The organism is Amycolatopsis sp. NPDC051106 (genome assembly GCF_040682775.1).
In the GTDB taxonomy this organism is placed as follows: domain Bacteria; phylum Actinomycetota; class Actinomycetes; order Mycobacteriales; family Pseudonocardiaceae; genus Amycolatopsis.
Genome location: NZ_JBFBBQ010000010.1, coordinates 56,043 through 70,732, shown reverse-complemented (window position 1 = coordinate 70,732; position 14,690 = coordinate 56,043). Strand labels below are relative to the sequence as shown.

Sequence of the window (14,690 nt, the reverse complement as noted above, 5' to 3'; positions counted from 1 at the left end):
GGAGAAATGAAGAAAGCGATAGTGGGCGTGCTCGCGGTCCTGGCACCGCTGGTGGCGCCGGCCGCCCAGGCCGCCGAGATACCCACCGCGACGCACCAGCTCGAGTGGGTGGTCGACGCGACCGCGCGCGTCCCGGTGTCCGACGCCGAGGTGCGTGAGCACGTCGCCCAGGTCCTGTTGACCGCCGTGGGCGGTACAGCGGGCGTCAACGGCGCACTCGCGCAGCTCGGTCCGCTCGAGCTGAAACGGATCGTCGCCGAGGCGCCGGACCACGTGGAGGCCGCGGTCCACGGACCCGCCGACGACTACCTGCTCGACCTGCACGTGGACCAGGCCGGCCTGATCGACGGGCTGAGGGCGAGCCCGGACGACCCGGTCCCGGCGTCCTGGGCGGAGGTCGACGCGCAGCTCGCGGCGCTCGGCGCCCGCGTGTCGTTCGGCGCGTCGGAGATCCTCCCGGACGGGCGTTGCCAAAGCGTGCACGGCGTGCACACCGACGTGCAGCGGCCGCTGGGCTCGGCCTTCAAGCTTTATGTCCTCGGTGCGCTCGGCAAGGCGGTCGCCCAGCACAAAGCGTCCTGGAGCGAGCAGCTGGCGATCCGCGACGACTGGAAGAGCCTGCCGTCGGGGGTGCTGCAGAACGAGCCGGCCGGCACGCGGCTCCCGCTGTCCGAGTACGCCGACAAGATGATCTCGATCAGCGACAACACCGCGACCGACCACCTGATCCACCGGCTCGGCCGGGACGCTGTGCAGCGGCAGGTGGCCGCGTTCGGCAACCAGCGGCCGTCGGCGAACGTCCCGTTCCTGACCACGAAGGCGTTGTTCGAGCTCAAAGCCACGCAGTACCCGGCTCGCGCGGACGCCTACCTGGCGCTGCCGCGCTGGGCGCGTCCCGCGGCGGTCGCCGGGCTGGAACGCCTTCCGCTCACCGGCCTCCAGGGCTGGCAGTCGCCCGAGAAGATCGACGACATCGAGTGGTTCGGTTCACCGGACGACATCTGCCGCGCGTTCTCCGGGCTGCAGAAGGAGAACCAGCCGGAGATCGGGCACGCGCTGGCGCTGAACGACGGTGGCTTGGGACTCGACCGGACGAAGTTCCCGGAGGTCTGGTTCAAGGGCGGCAGCGAACCCGGCGTGCTGACCTTGAACTACCTGGCGCGCACCGCGGACGGCCGCTCGCTGGTCACCAGCGTCATGGTGTCGGACCCGGCCGCGCCATTGAACGAAAGCCACGTCGCTGGGCGGGGAATCGCCGTCGCGAAGGGTGCGGTGGCCCTTCTCGCGGCTACGCTTCGACCGTGACGGTGCGGTGGAGCCTGACGATGGATTGCGCGGAACCTCGCGCGCTGGCGAGGTTCTGGGCGGTGGCCCTCGGCTACATCGAGCGGCCGCCACCCGCCGGGTTCGCCAGCTGGGAAGCGTGGTTCGCCCAGCAAGGCGTGCCCGAGGCGGAGTGGGACGACGGCGCGTACCTGAGCGATCCGGAAGGGGTGCTGCCGAACCTGAGCTTCCTCAAGGTGCCCGAGGGGAAGGTCGCGAAGAACCGTCTGCACTTGGACATCCAGGCCGGCGGCGGGCGTGAGGTCTCCTGGCACACGCGGTGGGAGCGGGTCGTCGAAGCGGTCGCCCGGCTCACCGCGGCGGGCGCGACGGTGCTGTACGAGGACGAGCTGGACGGTCGTCCCGACCACGTCGTGATGGCGGATCCGGAGGGCAACGAGTTTTGCGTGCTCTGAACTGTCGATCCGGGTGCCCTGAGTTCGTGTAGGAGGTGGATCCGGATCACGAAGGAGCGCTGATGAGCTTCACCGCCGAAGAGATCGACTACCTGCGTTCGCAGCCGCTCGCCCGCGTCGCCACGCTCGGCGCGGGCGAGCAGCCGGACGTCGTCCCGCTGGCGTTCGAGTTCGACGGCGAACACTTCTGGGTCGGCGGCGTCGGCGCGACGGTGACGGCGACCCGCAAGTTCCGGAACGTCGCCGCCGGCCGCCGGAAGGTCGCGGTCGTGGTGGACGACCTGGTGTCGCTGCACCCGTTCGTCGCGCGGGCGATCCGGGTGTACGGCGACGCGGACGAGCCCGTGGAACGGACCGGCTTGGTCGGGCCGGGCCTGTACTCCCGGATCACCCCGCGGATTTCGTGGAGCTGGAACATGGCGGGGGAGCCGGTGGGCGAGACGTGGTACGAGCCGAGGAGGGCGGTACATGGGTAGTTGAGCGGGCGCGGCTCCGACGCCGGCCGGAATGCCGGAATGGCTCAGATCACTCCGTGCGTCCCAGCGTTCTCGTCACATCGGCCGCCGTGGCGGGGTCTACTGCTACGACTGCGGCGCGAAGGAGACGGGCACGGTGGACACGCTGACCGAGCGGTTCGAGCAGGAGCGGTCGCGGCTGCGGGCGGTCGCCTACCGGATGCTCGGTTCGGCGAGCGAGGCCGACGACGCCCTTCAGGAGGCTTGGCTGCGGTTCGACCGCACCGACACGGGTGAGGTCGAGAACGTCGGCGCGTGGCTGACGACCGTCGTCGCGCGGGTGTGCCTGTCCATGCTGCGGACGCGTCGCAACCACCGCGAGGAGCCTCTGGACGGCCGGCCCGAACAGAGCGAGGAGCGGCGGGACCCCGAGCAGGAGGCGGAGCTGGCCGACACTGTCGGGCTCGCGCTGCTGGTGGTGCTCGACGCGCTGGCGCCCGCCGAGCGGGTCGCGTTCGTGCTGCACGACATGTTCGCGGTGCCGTTCGACGAGATCGCGCCGATGATCGACAAGACTCCGGCGGCGGCCCGGCAGCTCGCGAGCCGGGCCCGGCGGCGGGTCAAGGGCGGTACCGCGGCGGACGCGGGCCTGCCGCGGCGGCGCAAGGTCGTCGAGGCGTTCCTGGCCGCGTCGCGGGGTGGCGACTTCGAAGCGCTGCTCGCGCTCCTCGATCCGGACGTGGTGCTGCACGCGGACCGGTTCGTCGGCCCGAGCCCGGCGCCGGTCGTGCTGCGCGGCGTCGAGAGCGTGCGCGAGGGCGCGGTGCTGGCGGCCGAGCGGTCTCGCGCCAGCGAGCTGGTCCTCGTCGACGGCTCGCCGGGGCTGCTGTGGGGGCACGCGGGGCGGCTGTCGGTCGTCCTGGCGTTCCAGGTGGACGGCGACCGGATCACCGGCATCGAGGTCATCGCCGACCCGGAGCGGCTGCGCGGGCTGGAGCTGGCCGTCCTCGACTGACGTGTTCAGCCCAGGGCGGCGCGAAGCCGCGCCTCGCGCTCGGCGGGCGTCTGGCGCGGGCAACTCACGCACTTCGGGTTGCCGACCTCGTAGATCAGGCAGCACGACGCGCGGCGGACAGCCGGCGTCCGGCCGACGCGCACGAAACGCGGCTTCGGCAGGTCCAAGCCGATCGCGGCCACGAGCGGTTCGGCCAGGGCCATCGCGCGCTCCGGGTCGGGTGTCCACAGCAGCCGGTTGCCGATCGAGTCCGTGGCGATGGCGCCGAGGGCGCGCGCACGGGCGCCGGTGACGGCGGCGATCGTGGCGATGGCGGCCCCAAGCGCCTTTCTGAACGCGGCGCCCAGTTCGGGCAGCCCGCCGGCGAGGGGACGGGTGGAGCGGGCGCCGAGCAACCGGCCGTCGGCGAGGAGGTCGATCTCCATGGCGTCGAGCGACGGGTCGGCCAGCGCCGGCCGCGGAGACCCGCCTGCTGCCGATCCGCCGGGTGGTACCGGGTGTGCCATCGGGTCGCTCGCCGAGTGCTGCGCATGGCCGGCCGGTACTGGGCTCGCCCCGCCCTCCGTCGCGGCGGCCAGGCTCTCTACAGCCGGAGCCACGAGCACCGAGGACAGCGAGTACCACCAGATCGTGCCGAGCACCTCCGGCCCGGCACACCCGTAGAGCTTGGCCGCGCCGCCGATGCGGGCGCGAACCCACTCCGCGTCCGCGAGCAGCGTCGCGGACGCGGTCCAGTCGGGCTTCACGTCACCCAGCCTTCCAGAACGTCCTCAGAGCCGCCGGTACGTGGAGACCGTGAACGACACCGTCACCGCCTGGGGCTCGGCCAGCGCGTCCAGGCGGGCACGTCGGTCGCCGCGGTCGAGGTGGAAGGCCGTCGGGCCCATCTCCACCGCCTGGCGGATCTGGCGCGGGGTCAGCTGCGCCGTCCGGCGGACCTCCGTGCGGCCGGTGCGGGCGAAGTACTCGCCGAGGGTGCCGTCCAGGCGCTCCTCCTTGCGGTCGTCCACCGACAGCACCAGGTCGCCCAGCTCGCGGAGGTGGTCCGGGTCCGGAGACGCCACCGTCAGCAGCCCGCCGGGCCGCAGGACGCGGTGGAACTCCGGCCCGTTGCGCGGTGCGAAGACGTTCAGCACCGCCGAGGCCACCTCGTCGCCCACCGGCCACGGCTCCCACAGGTTCCACACCGCCGCGCCCAGGCGCGGGTGGGCGCGAGCCGCGCGTCGCAACGCCACCGCGGAAACGTCCAGGGCGAGACCCCAAGCCGCAGGAGCCGCCTCCAAGACGTGCGCCAGGTAGTAGCCCGTTCCGGCGCCCGCGTCGATCACGAGACCGTCCGCCTCCGCGCACACGCGGGCCAGCTCGTCCGCGAGGGGCCGGTACGACTCCGACGCCAAGAAGTCCGCGCGGGCCGCGACCATCGGTGCCGTGTCCGCCGTCCCCGCCGGGATTCGCGCGTGCAACAGGTTCACGTAACCCTGCCGGGCTAGATCGAAAGAGTGGCTGTTCTCGCAACGCAGCGTGCGATCCACGGCCTCCAGCGGCGTACCGCACACCGAACAGCGCAATGCGTCCACGACCCGAGGTGGCAGTGAGTCATTCCCGTGGTCGCCAGACGTCATGGGGCTATTCGACCACGACGTTACGCAACCAGACACTCCAGGACACGTCCCGGGAAACCTGGCCGTAACAACCGGGCGCGGACAGTTCACGCGGGCGAAACCTCTCGCGCCGCCCCGTGAAACACCGCGAGCCAAAACTGCCTTCGCAGGACACCCAGGGCACGGGAGGACGATGTGCTGAACGCAGGAGACACCGCATGGGTACTGGCCAGCGCCGCGCTGGTCATGCTCATGACCCCAGGATTGGCCTTCTTCTACGGCGGCATGGTCCGCGCGAAGAGCGTCCTGAACATGCTGATGATGAACTTCATCGCGCTGGCCGTGGTGGGGGTGCTCTGGGCCCTCTACGGCTTCTCGATGTCCTTCGGCGACGACGCCTTCGGCGGCTTGCTCGGCAACTTCCACTTCGCCGGCTTGGAGAACACCTTCGGGAAGCTCGCCGGCTTCGCGGTCGCCGCCACCGACTCGGCGCCCGCCGTCGCGTGGCCCGGTACTGACGCGCTGCCGGTGCTCGCGTTCGTCATGTTCCAGCTGATGTTCGCCATCATCACGCCCGCGTTGATCTCCGGCGCCATCGCCGACCGCGCGAAGTTCTGGGGCTGGACGCTGTTCGTCGTCATCTGGGTGACGGTCGTGTACTTCCCGGTCGCGCACTGGGTGTTCTCCTTCAACGGCTTCATCGGCGAGAACTCGGTCGGCGGCTGGATCGCCAACAACCTCAAGGCACTCGACTTCGCCGGTGGCACCGCGGTCCACATCAACGCCGGTGCCGCGGGCCTCGCCCTGGCGATCGTGCTCGGCAAGCGCAAGGGCTGGCCGAAGGACACCGGCCGCCCGCACAACGTGCCGTTCGTCCTGCTCGGCGCCAGCCTGCTGTGGTTCGGCTGGTACGGCTTCAACGCCGGTTCGGCGCTGGCCGCCAACGACCTCGCCGCCGTCGCGTTCACCAACACGACCGTCGCCACCGCCGCCGCCGTGCTCGGCTGGCTGATCGTGGAGCAGCTCAAGTTCGGCAAGCCGACCACCCTCGGCGCGGCGTCCGGCGCGGTCGCCGGCCTGGTCGCCATCACTCCGGCGTGTGGTTTCGTGAGCCCACTCGGGGCCATCGCGATCGGCCTGATCGCCGGCGTCCTCTGCGCGCTCGCCATCTCGCTCAAATTCAAGTTCGGCTTCGACGACTCGCTCGACGTCGTGGGCGTCCACCTGGTCGGCGGTATCGTCGGCACGCTGCTGATCGGCTTCTTCGGCACCACGAGCGTCAACGCGCTCGGCGCCGACGGCCTGTTCTACGGCGGCGGGTTCACCCAGCTGGGCAGGCAGGCCTTGGCCGCGGGCGCGGTGCTCGCGTACTCCTTCGTCCTGTCCTTCATCATCGGGTTCGCGATCAAGAAGGCGGGCGGTTTCCGCGTCAGCACCGAGGACGAGGTCAGCGGCATCGACGAAGCTCAGCACGCGGAGAGCGCGTATGACTTCACCGGGTTGTCCGGCGGCGGCGCTCCGTCCATCATCCCGGTCAAGTCTTCCCCCGCCGCGAAACTCGAGGAGACCAAGGCATGAAGCTCATCACGGCGATTGTCAAGCCGTTCACGCTGGACGACGTCCGCTCCGCGCTGGAGCAGCTGGGCGTGCTGGGCATGACGGTCAGTGAGGTCCAGGGGTACGGCCGGCAGAAGGGCCACACCGAGGTCTACCGCGGCGCCGAGTACTCGGTGGACTTCGTGGCCAAGCTGAAGATCGAGGTCGTCACCGACGACACCAACGTGGAGAAGGTCCTCGAGGCCATCACCACGGCCGCGCACACCGGCAAGATCGGCGACGGCAAGGTGTGGGTGACGCCGGTGGAGACCGTCATCCGGGTACGGACCGGCGAGCGCGGCACGGACGCTCTATAGGCGACGGGGATGGCCGACGGGGGCGAACTGGTCAAGGCCACCGAGCGATTGCTCGAGGGCAGGCACGGGAGGCTGGGGGCGTCCGCACTGCGGGCGGCCCTGGTCGACCTCTACGAGTTCTGGCTGGGCAGGGGAGCCTCGGCGGCCGGCGTCGACACCGCGGAACCGGGTGTCGCGCTGGTCGCCGTGGGCGGGCTCGGCCGCCGGGAGCTGGTGCCGTTCTCCGATCTCGACCTGGTGCTGGTGCACAACGGCAACAGCAAGGTCGGCGAGATCGCGGACGCGCTCTGGTATCCCTTGTGGGACGCGAAAGTCGGGCTGGACCACTCGGTCCGCACACCCGGTGAAGCACTGAAGGTCGCTTCGGAGGACCTTCGCACGGCGATGGGCCTGCTCGACGCCCGGCACCTTTCCGGGGACGCCGAGCTGACCGGCCGCCTGGTTTCCGCGGCGCGCGACCAGTGGCGCCGCACCGCGCGCAAGCAGATCCCGGACATGACGGCGTCGGTCCGGCAACGCTGGTCCCGCAGTGGCGAGATCGCGCAGTCCGCCGAACCCGACCTCAAGCACGGGCGGGGCGGGCTGCGGGACTTCGCCGTCCTGGAAGCCCTGGCCGCGGCGCAGCTCACCGCGCGGCCCGGCGAAGAGCTCCTGGAAGCCAAGGGGCTCCTGCTCGACGTCCGCACCGAGCTGCGGCGGGAGATCCGGCGCGAACGCGACATCCTGTCCGCGCCGGAGGCCGAGCTGGTGGCCGCCGAACTCGGGTTCGGCGACCGCTTCACGTTGGCCCGCAAGCTTTCCGGCGCGGGCCGCACGATCGCGTACGCGCTGGACGTCGCGCTCCGGTCCACTGTGGAACCGCCGAAACCGCGGTTCGGACGGCGGCCGTCGCGCACTCCGCTGGCGGAAGGCGTGGTGCTGCACGGGAACGAGGTCGCGCTGGCCCGCGACGCCGTCCCGGCGAAGGACCCGGCGCTCCTGCTGCGGGTCGCCGCGGCGTCGGCGCGCACGGGCAAGCCCATCGCGCTCGGCACCCTCAAGGCGCTGGCGGAATCGGCGCCGGAGCTGCGGGCGCCGTGGCCGCCTGATGCGTTGAACGCCCTGGTCGAGCTGCTGGGCGCGGGGGAGGGCCTGGTCGACGCCGTCGAGTCGCTGGACCGGACCGGCCTGTGGGCCCGGCTGTTCCCCGAGTGGGGCGCGGTCCGCGACCTGCCGCCGCGCTCGCCGGTGCACCAGTGGACGGTCGACCGGCACCTCGTGCGCACCTGCGTCGAGGCCGCCAAGCTGACCACCACGGTGTCGCGGCCGGACCTGCTGCTGATCGGCGCGCTGCTGCACGACATCGGCAAGGGCCGCGACGCCGACCACTCGGAGCTGGGCGCGAAGATCTCCCTCCAGGTCGCCACGCGGCTGGGGCTGAGCCCGGCGGACGCGGCGACGGTGTCGGCGATGGTCCGCCACCACCTCCTGCTGCCGCACACCGCGACGCGCCGCGACATCAGCGAGCCGGAGACGGTCGGGCGCGTGGTGAAGACCCTGGACAGCGACCTCGTCCTGGTCGAGCTCCTGCACGCGCTCACCCAGGCCGACTCGCTGGCCACCGGCCCCGGCGTCTGGACCGACTGGAAGGCCCGGCTGCTCGCCGAGCTCGTCACGGGATGCGAAGAAGTGCTGCGCGGCAAGGGCTTCACCGCGCCCGAACCGATGGACGGCGACCAGCGCGAGCTCGTCGCCCAGGCCGTGGCTTCGGGCACCGGCGAAATCCGGATCACCGCTCAGGGCAAGGTCGTCACGGTGCTGCTGGCCGTGCCGGCCCGCGCGGAGCTGCTGGCGCCGGCGGCGGGCGTGCTGGCCCTGAACTCCCTGGAAGTGCACTCGGCGGTCCTCCGGGGTCACGATGGCGGCCGGGCCGGTGTCTTCACGGCGTCGCCGAAGTTCGGCTCCTTGCCGGACGCGACACTGCTGCGCGAGCAGTTCGCCCGCGCGGTCGCCGGCACCCTCCCGCTGACCCAGCGCCTGGCGGCGAAGGAACGCGACTACGGCTCGCCGGGCGCGGCCCCCGTCGCGCCGAAGGTCCTCTGGTTCGACGACGAGACGAGCGGCCCCGACACGGTGGTCCTCGAACTGCGCGCCGCCGACCGGATCGGCCTGCTGTTCCGGGTCGCGGGCGCCCTGCGCCGCTGCGACGCGGAGGTCCGCTGGGCGAAGGTGTCGACCCTCGGCGGGGCGGTGGTGGACTCGTTCGCGGTGACGCCCCGCGGCGGCCGCATCGAGCCGGGCTGGCGGCGCGAGGTGGAGCAGGCCATCCTGGCCGCCGCTTCGTAAGCGCTTCAGGGCCGTGAATGTCGCATTGAGGGACTTCCCTCAATGCGACATTCACGGCTTTCGGCGACCGTTAGAACACGCCGCGGTTGGACGCCGCCAGCTCGTGAGCGGGCCGGCGGGCCTCGGGCGTTCCGAACCACCGCAGCAGCGCCTCTTCCAGGCCCGGGCCACCGGACCAGACCACGTAGCCGTCCGGCCGGACGAGCCGCGGCTGGGCACCGGGCCGCGTCTCGACCCGGTCGGCCCACCCCGCGGGAAGCGCCGCACCGATCAGCACCGCGCGGCCGTCGGGTGCGGCCGGAACCTCGGCGCGACCGCTGACCCCGGGATAGGTCACCCCGAGTCCCGACAGCTCCGAGGCGAGGGCGCGGCGTGCTTCGGGGACGGCCAGGAGTCCCGTGACGATCTCCCGCACGGCCGCCGCGTCCGGGTCCGGCACGCCGAGCACCGCCTGGGCGCGGGTGCTGACCAGCACGCGGGCCGCGATCGGGTGCCGTTCGTCGTGGTAGGTGTCGAGCAGGCCGTCCGGTGCGGTGCCGCGGACCGTCGCGGCCAGCTTCCAGCCGAGGTTCACCGCGTCCTGCAGACCCAGGTTCAGCCCCTGGCCGCCGACCGGCAGGTGGACGTGCGCGGCGTCGCCGGCGAACAGCACCCGGCCGTGGCGGTAGCGCTCCAGCTGCCGGGCCGCGTCGCCGAAGCGCGACGCCCACCGCACTTCGCCCACCTCGATGCCGGGTCCGTGCGCGGCGGTCAGGGCCCGCTGCAGTTCGGGGAGCGTCACCGGCTCGTCGCGGCCGAGCCGCTGCTGCTCCTCGCCGAAGACGATCGTGCGGTGGCGACCGCCGGACAGCGGCAGCAGGTAGCCCGATCCCGAAGACGGCAGCTGCCAGTCGTCCGCCAGGCCGGCGGGCTTGGCCGTCAGCGTGACGTCCGCGACGACCAGGGAGATCCGCGCCGGCGTGCCGGGGAACGCGGCGCCCAGGAGCGTGCGCACCGTGCTGTGCCCGCCGTCGGCGGCGACGAGCCACCGGGCGCGGTGAGTACGTCCTCCCGCCGTGACCGTGACGCCCTCGTCGTCCTGCGCGACGGCGGTGACGGCCGCGTCGCGCAGCACCGGGGTGCGCAGCCGCGCCTCGATCGCCGCGGCGACGTGGACCTGTTCCACGCCGAGCTGGTACGGGAAGCGCGTCGGCAGGTCGGTGTAGTCGATCGGGAGGCCCGAGAAGTGCCCGGCGGGCAGCTTCGCCTGCACGTGCGGCTCGAAGGCGGGGAGCAGCCCGCGGTCGGCCAGCACCTCGACCGACCGGGGCTGCAGGCCGAGGGCCTTCGACTGCGTCGTCGGCCGGGCGTCCCGTTCCAGGACCAGCACGTCGAGCCCGACGCGTTCCAGTTCGAACGCGGTCAGCAGGCCGGTGGGCCCGGCGCCCGCCACCAGGACGTCAGGCATCGAGGTTTTCCTTCTTGAGGTACCAGAGGTGCCAGCCGATCAGGACGGCCAGCGCGCCGAACCACGTCACGTTGGTGACGAGCGCGATGAGGTCGATCGGCAGCGTGTAGACGAGCACGATGTGCAGCACCGCCCCGGCCAGCAGCACCGCGCCCCAGACGGCCGTGTTGATCCGCAGGCCGCGGCGGAACCGGGCGTCGGTGTCCCAGCGGCCCGCCCAGGCGTCCGCCCCCTCGGCGCCGCGCTTGACCTCGGCGATCGTGCGGCCCAGCGTCAGCTGAGCCGGCCGGCCGACGAACACCGAGACCAGCATCCACGCGCCGAAGACGCCGCCCAGCGCCGCCGTCCACCCTTCGCGGATCACCAGCGTGCGCGGGTCGTCCGAAAGCAGGCCCAACACCACCGACAGCACCAGGACGCTCAGCGTGACCAGGGCGACGAGGTCGATCTTGCGGGTGCGCACGATCGTCCACACCACGTATGGCGCGGCCACCAGGACGCCGGCCATCAGCGCCCACCACTGGCTCACGCCCGCCGCGCGCAGGCCGTAGAACAGCGCCATCGGCACGACCACTTCGAACACGACGGTCAGCACGTTCGCGCGGATCAGCCGGCGCAGGCCGGCGTCGGGTTCGGTCTTCTCTTCGATCATCATGCGGGTTCCCCAGTGGATTCGGGTGCGGTCGCCCGCACGTAGAGGTCGGCGAGCTCACGGCCGATGCGCGTGAGCTCGGCGGGCGCCAGCCCGGCCGCGGCCGCCGTGGCGACGACGGCGTCGAGGCCGGAGGTGAAGGCGAGCGCCGTGGTCCGGGCGTCGAGCGGGCCGAACGCGCCCGCCGCCTGCCCGGTGCGGAAGTGCTCTTCGAACAGCGCGAGCCGCCCGTTGACGCCCACGCTCTGCGAGCCGGCGTTCTTCACGAGGTCGATCAGCGCGCGCACTTCGTTCGGGTGCTCGCCGACGAGCTCGACGTTCGACTCGACGTAGGCCCGCAGCTGGGCGACGTGCCCCACGGCGGCGTCGATGCGGGGCCCCATGAAGGCTCCGGTGATCTCTTCGATTTCGGTGACGCAGGCCGCGAGCAGGTCGTCCTTGCCCTTGAAGTGGTAGCTGATCATGCCGGTGCTGGACAGGCCGGCGTGCTTCGCGATCCGGCTGAACGACGCCTTGGCGTAGCCGTCCTCGGCGATCACCTCGATCGCCGCTCGCACGATCTGGGCTCGCCGGCCGGATTCGGTGAACGTTCTTGCTCGCATGAGCAAAATTTAGCTCAGCCGAGCAAAACCGGCAAGTCGCCTGGTCAGGGTCGGGAGAAGGGGTGGCTCAGGCGGTGGCGGTGCCGTCGACGACGCGGTTGCGGCCCGCGTCCTTGGCCCGGTAGAGGGCCTTGTCCGCGGCCTGCAGCAGGCGCTCGACGGCCGCGCCGCCGTCCGGGTACGTCGCGACGCCGATCGACGCCGACAAGCCGCCGATCACGCGGACGTGGCTGCCGTCCTCGTACTCCACCTTCAGCGACTCGATCGCCGACCGGATGCGCTCGGCCACCGCGAGCACCGCCGCCGGGCCGATGTCCGGCAGCAGGACCACGAACTCCTCGCCGCCGAAGCGGCCGACCGAGTCGTAGTCGCGGACCGCGCTCTTGATCGTCGACGCGACCGCGCGCAGCACCGTGTCACCCGCCAGGTGACCGTGCTGGTCGTTGATCAGCTTGAAGTAGTCCAGGTCGATCATCAGCACGCCGAACGTGCTCCGCGAGCTGCGCTGGGCGCGGGCCAGTTCGCGGGAAGCGAGCAAATGCCACCCGGTCGTGTTGAACAGGCCCGTCTTCTCGTCGGTCGTCGCCGCGATCTCCAGCTGCTTGATCAGCACCGCGCGGTGCAGCACCAGCAGCGGCGGCACGATCGCGACGGCGAGCGCGGGCAGGGTCGCCAGCGTCAACGCCGTGAGCAGGCCCAGGCAGAGCGTCGCGACCTCGAGGAGGTTGTCGCCGAGACCGCCGAAGAACGCCTTGATCGTCCGCTTGGTGATCGTCAGCGCCGGGACGATCGTGATCGCCGAGACCAGGAAGTACGTCACCGCCGCCAGCGAGATGGCTGTGACGCCGCGCCAGCCCGACGTCAGCGCCGCGTACATGTCGCCGACGCCGAGCCGGGCGAGCACGAACTCGGCCGAATAGCAGGTGATGACGACCAGGGTCGCGTTCAGCGTGGTCCGGAACGGCGGGACGCGCTTCATCCGCGCGAGGCTGCGCGTCGCCAGGTGTAGGTAGAGGACGGCGACCAGGGCCGTCACGAGCGCGGGCGGCAGGAGCAGCACGCCGGCGAACGTCCAGACCGACGTCAGGTTGATGTGCGGGGTGTCGGACACCAGCCGCCGGACGCGCTCGATCTGCCGGCCGAGCTCCGCCTGCAGTACGCCGAGGACCGCGAGGACGCCGAAGACGACGAGATCCCACTCGCGGACGGGTACTTCGGAGGCGGTCCAGACGGTCGCCACGAGCGCGACGGACTCGACGAGGAAGCAGTAGAAGACGAGCGACCCGCGCTGGCGCCAGAGGGCCCAGTGAGCAGGGAAAAGCGCCCCACGGATCCGCCCCACGCGGGGTTCGGCCGGACGGGCGCCGTCCATACTCAAGGCGGTGCAACTCCCCTGGGTGATCCGACGATCCGCGTCCACTTCACCACATCGGGCGACCCTGATCGACGATTGCCACACGTTCGGAGCAGTGAAGGGAGGCCACCGTGCGCAACCGCGAGTCCTGACGCCCCGACCGCTGCCGACGCCGACGCCGGAGGGAGGCCGTCATGCGCAACCGCGAATCCTGAGCCGCCGAAGCCCCGCTGGAACGCCCGAGAGGAGACGTGCCGTGCGCAATCGCGAGTCCTGAACCGACGCCTGCCTGCTGCTACGCGGGAAAGGAGAGTGCTGTGCGCAATCGCGAGTCGTGACCTCAAGCCAGCCTGTCGCTACGTCCGGAAGGAGATGTGCCGTGCGCAACCGCGAGTCGTGAACCCACGCCCGCCTGTCGCTACGTCCGGAAGGAGACGCGCCGTGCGCAATCGCGAGTCGTGAACCCAAGTCCACCTGCCGCTTCGCGCGAGAGGAGAGCGCTGTGCGCAATCGCGAGTCCTGAATCCGTGCCCGCCTGCCGCCACGTCCGGAAGGAGACGCGCCGTGCGCAATCGCGAGTCGTGAACCCAAGCCCACCTGCCGCTACGCGCGAGAGGAGTGCCCCGTGCGCAATCGCGAGTCCTGAACCCACACCCACCCGCCGCTACGTCCGAAAGGAGACGCGCCGTGCGCAACCGCGAGTCCTGACCACGCCGAACACCCGTCCGTCCAGCAGGAGAGGGGAAACGTCACCATGCGCAACCGTGAGTCGTGAACACCCGCCGGAGGAGCTCCGGCCCCAGAACCCGCAGGCCCGGGTGGGGCCGCTCAGGCGGTCGCGCCGCCGTCGACCACCAGGTCGTGCCCCACGGTGAAGGCCGCTTCGTCCGAAGCCAGCCACAGCACCGCGGCGGCCACCTCGGCGGTGGCCCCCACCCGGCCCAGCGGGATCGCGTCCTTCAGCCGCGCGGCGCGGTCCGCGTCCGTCTCGCCGGGGCGCAGTGACATGTCCGTGGCGGTCGCCCCCGGGCTGACCGCGTTGATGCGGACGCCGTCGGTGATGTGGTCGCGCGCCGCCGTGCGGGTCAGCGCGCTCACCGCGGCCTTCGACGCCGCGTAGGCCGCCATGTTCGGCAGGCGGCCGTGCGCGCCGATGTTCGACGCGATCGTGACGATCGCGCCGCCGCCGTGCGCCCGCATGTGCGCGACCTCGTGCTTCAGGCACAGCCAGGTGCCGGTGAGGTTCGTGCCGATCACCGCGCCGAAGCCGTCCTCGTCGAGGTCCGCCGCCGGGGCCGGCGACCCGAGGATGCCCGCGTTGTTGACCGCGACGTCCAGCCCGCCGTGCCGCTCGACGACCGTGGAGACCATCCGCGCCACGTCCGCCGAGTCGGTGACGTCCACCGTCACCGCGCTCGCCGCGTCGCCGATCTCCTTCACCGCGGACGCGAGCCGTTGCTCGTCCCGCCCCGCGACGACGACCGTCGCACCTTCCGCTGCGAACGCCTTGGCCGTCGCCAGCCCGATGCCCGAGCCGCCGCCCGTCACCAGGACGACCTTGCCTGCGAACCGTGCCCCCATGGCTGC

The 14,690-nt window shown here is 71.8% G+C and carries 14 protein-coding genes; 7 read left to right on the top strand and 7 right to left on the bottom strand.

Annotated elements, in window-relative coordinates; all coding sequences use genetic code 11:
* Positions 1 to 6 precede the first annotated feature (6 nt).
* The 4 genes from AB0M83_RS10855 to AB0M83_RS10840 all read left to right on the top strand — a co-directional run bounded on the left by AB0M83_RS10855 (position 7) and on the right by AB0M83_RS10840 (position 3,209).
* On the top strand, positions 7 to 1,305 hold the full coding sequence (locus AB0M83_RS10855; protein WP_364515596.1) for a serine hydrolase: 1,299 nt from the start codon (positions 7 to 9) through the stop codon (positions 1,303 to 1,305).
* A 20-nt stretch (positions 1,306 to 1,325) separates the two neighbouring features.
* Complete coding sequence (locus tag AB0M83_RS10850; protein WP_364515829.1) at positions 1,326 to 1,739, top strand: VOC family protein; 414 nt, start codon at positions 1,326 to 1,328, stop codon at positions 1,737 to 1,739.
* Between the two features lie 62 nt (positions 1,740 to 1,801).
* Positions 1,802 to 2,215 carry a PPOX class F420-dependent oxidoreductase gene (locus AB0M83_RS10845; protein ID WP_364515593.1) on the top strand — a complete coding sequence of 138 codons (414 nt, stop codon included), beginning with the start codon at positions 1,802 to 1,804 and terminating at the stop codon, positions 2,213 to 2,215.
* A gap of 136 nt (positions 2,216 to 2,351) precedes the next feature.
* Positions 2,352 to 3,209 carry a sigma-70 family RNA polymerase sigma factor gene (locus tag AB0M83_RS10840; RefSeq protein WP_364515590.1) on the top strand — a complete coding sequence of 286 codons (858 nt, stop codon included), beginning with the start codon at positions 2,352 to 2,354 and terminating at the stop codon, positions 3,207 to 3,209.
* A 5-nt stretch (positions 3,210 to 3,214) separates the two neighbouring features.
* Here the strand turns inward: AB0M83_RS10840 and AB0M83_RS10835 are convergent, their stop codons facing one another.
* Both AB0M83_RS10835 and AB0M83_RS10830 read right to left on the bottom strand, forming a co-directional pair.
* The gene (locus AB0M83_RS10835) at positions 3,215 to 3,955 is read right to left on the bottom strand and encodes a (2Fe-2S)-binding protein (RefSeq protein WP_364515587.1); all 741 of its coding nucleotides are present in this window, start codon (positions 3,953 to 3,955) and stop codon (positions 3,215 to 3,217) included.
* Between the two features lie 24 nt (positions 3,956 to 3,979).
* The gene (locus tag AB0M83_RS10830) at positions 3,980 to 4,831 is read right to left on the bottom strand and encodes a putative RNA methyltransferase (protein ID WP_364515584.1); all 852 of its coding nucleotides are present in this window, start codon (positions 4,829 to 4,831) and stop codon (positions 3,980 to 3,982) included.
* 174 nt (positions 4,832 to 5,005) lie between these two features.
* Between AB0M83_RS10830 and AB0M83_RS10825 the strand changes: the two genes are divergently transcribed.
* Genes AB0M83_RS10825 through AB0M83_RS10815 form a run of 3 tightly spaced genes read left to right on the top strand, consistent with a single transcriptional unit; the run spans position 5,006 to position 9,048 of the window.
* Positions 5,006 to 6,388, top strand: coding sequence for an ammonium transporter (locus AB0M83_RS10825; protein WP_364515581.1), 1,383 nt, complete (start codon positions 5,006 to 5,008; stop codon positions 6,386 to 6,388).
* On the top strand, positions 6,385 to 6,723 hold the full coding sequence (locus AB0M83_RS10820) for a P-II family nitrogen regulator (RefSeq protein WP_086677886.1): 339 nt from the start codon (positions 6,385 to 6,387) through the stop codon (positions 6,721 to 6,723). The genes AB0M83_RS10825 and AB0M83_RS10820 overlap by 4 nt, the downstream gene beginning before the upstream one ends.
* Before the next feature lie 9 nt (positions 6,724 to 6,732).
* Positions 6,733 to 9,048, top strand: a complete 2,316-nt coding sequence (locus AB0M83_RS10815; protein WP_364515578.1) for a [protein-PII] uridylyltransferase — start codon at positions 6,733 to 6,735, stop codon at positions 9,046 to 9,048.
* Between the two features lie 70 nt (positions 9,049 to 9,118).
* Here AB0M83_RS10815 and AB0M83_RS10810 read toward each other — a convergent pair whose 3' ends face one another.
* From AB0M83_RS10810 to AB0M83_RS10790, 5 genes are all read right to left on the bottom strand, one after another.
* Entirely contained in the window at positions 9,119 to 10,495 is a 1,377-nt protein-coding gene (locus tag AB0M83_RS10810) for an FAD-dependent monooxygenase (RefSeq protein ID WP_364515575.1), read from the bottom strand.
* Entirely contained in the window at positions 10,488 to 11,150 is a 663-nt protein-coding gene (locus AB0M83_RS10805; RefSeq protein WP_364515572.1) for a VC0807 family protein, read from the bottom strand. Before AB0M83_RS10805 ends, AB0M83_RS10810 begins: the two co-directional genes overlap by 8 nt.
* Positions 11,147 to 11,749 carry a TetR/AcrR family transcriptional regulator gene (locus AB0M83_RS10800; protein WP_364515569.1) on the bottom strand — a complete coding sequence of 201 codons (603 nt, stop codon included), beginning with the start codon at positions 11,747 to 11,749 and terminating at the stop codon, positions 11,147 to 11,149. The genes AB0M83_RS10805 and AB0M83_RS10800 overlap by 4 nt, the downstream gene beginning before the upstream one ends.
* A 67-nt stretch (positions 11,750 to 11,816) precedes the next feature.
* On the bottom strand, positions 11,817 to 13,121 hold the full coding sequence (locus AB0M83_RS10795; protein WP_364515567.1) for a GGDEF domain-containing protein: 1,305 nt from the start codon (positions 13,119 to 13,121) through the stop codon (positions 11,817 to 11,819).
* An 810-nt stretch (positions 13,122 to 13,931) separates the two neighbouring features.
* Positions 13,932 to 14,684, bottom strand: a complete 753-nt coding sequence (locus AB0M83_RS10790; RefSeq protein ID WP_364515564.1) for a glucose 1-dehydrogenase — start codon at positions 14,682 to 14,684, stop codon at positions 13,932 to 13,934.
* Positions 14,685 to 14,690: the final 6 nt, after the last annotated feature.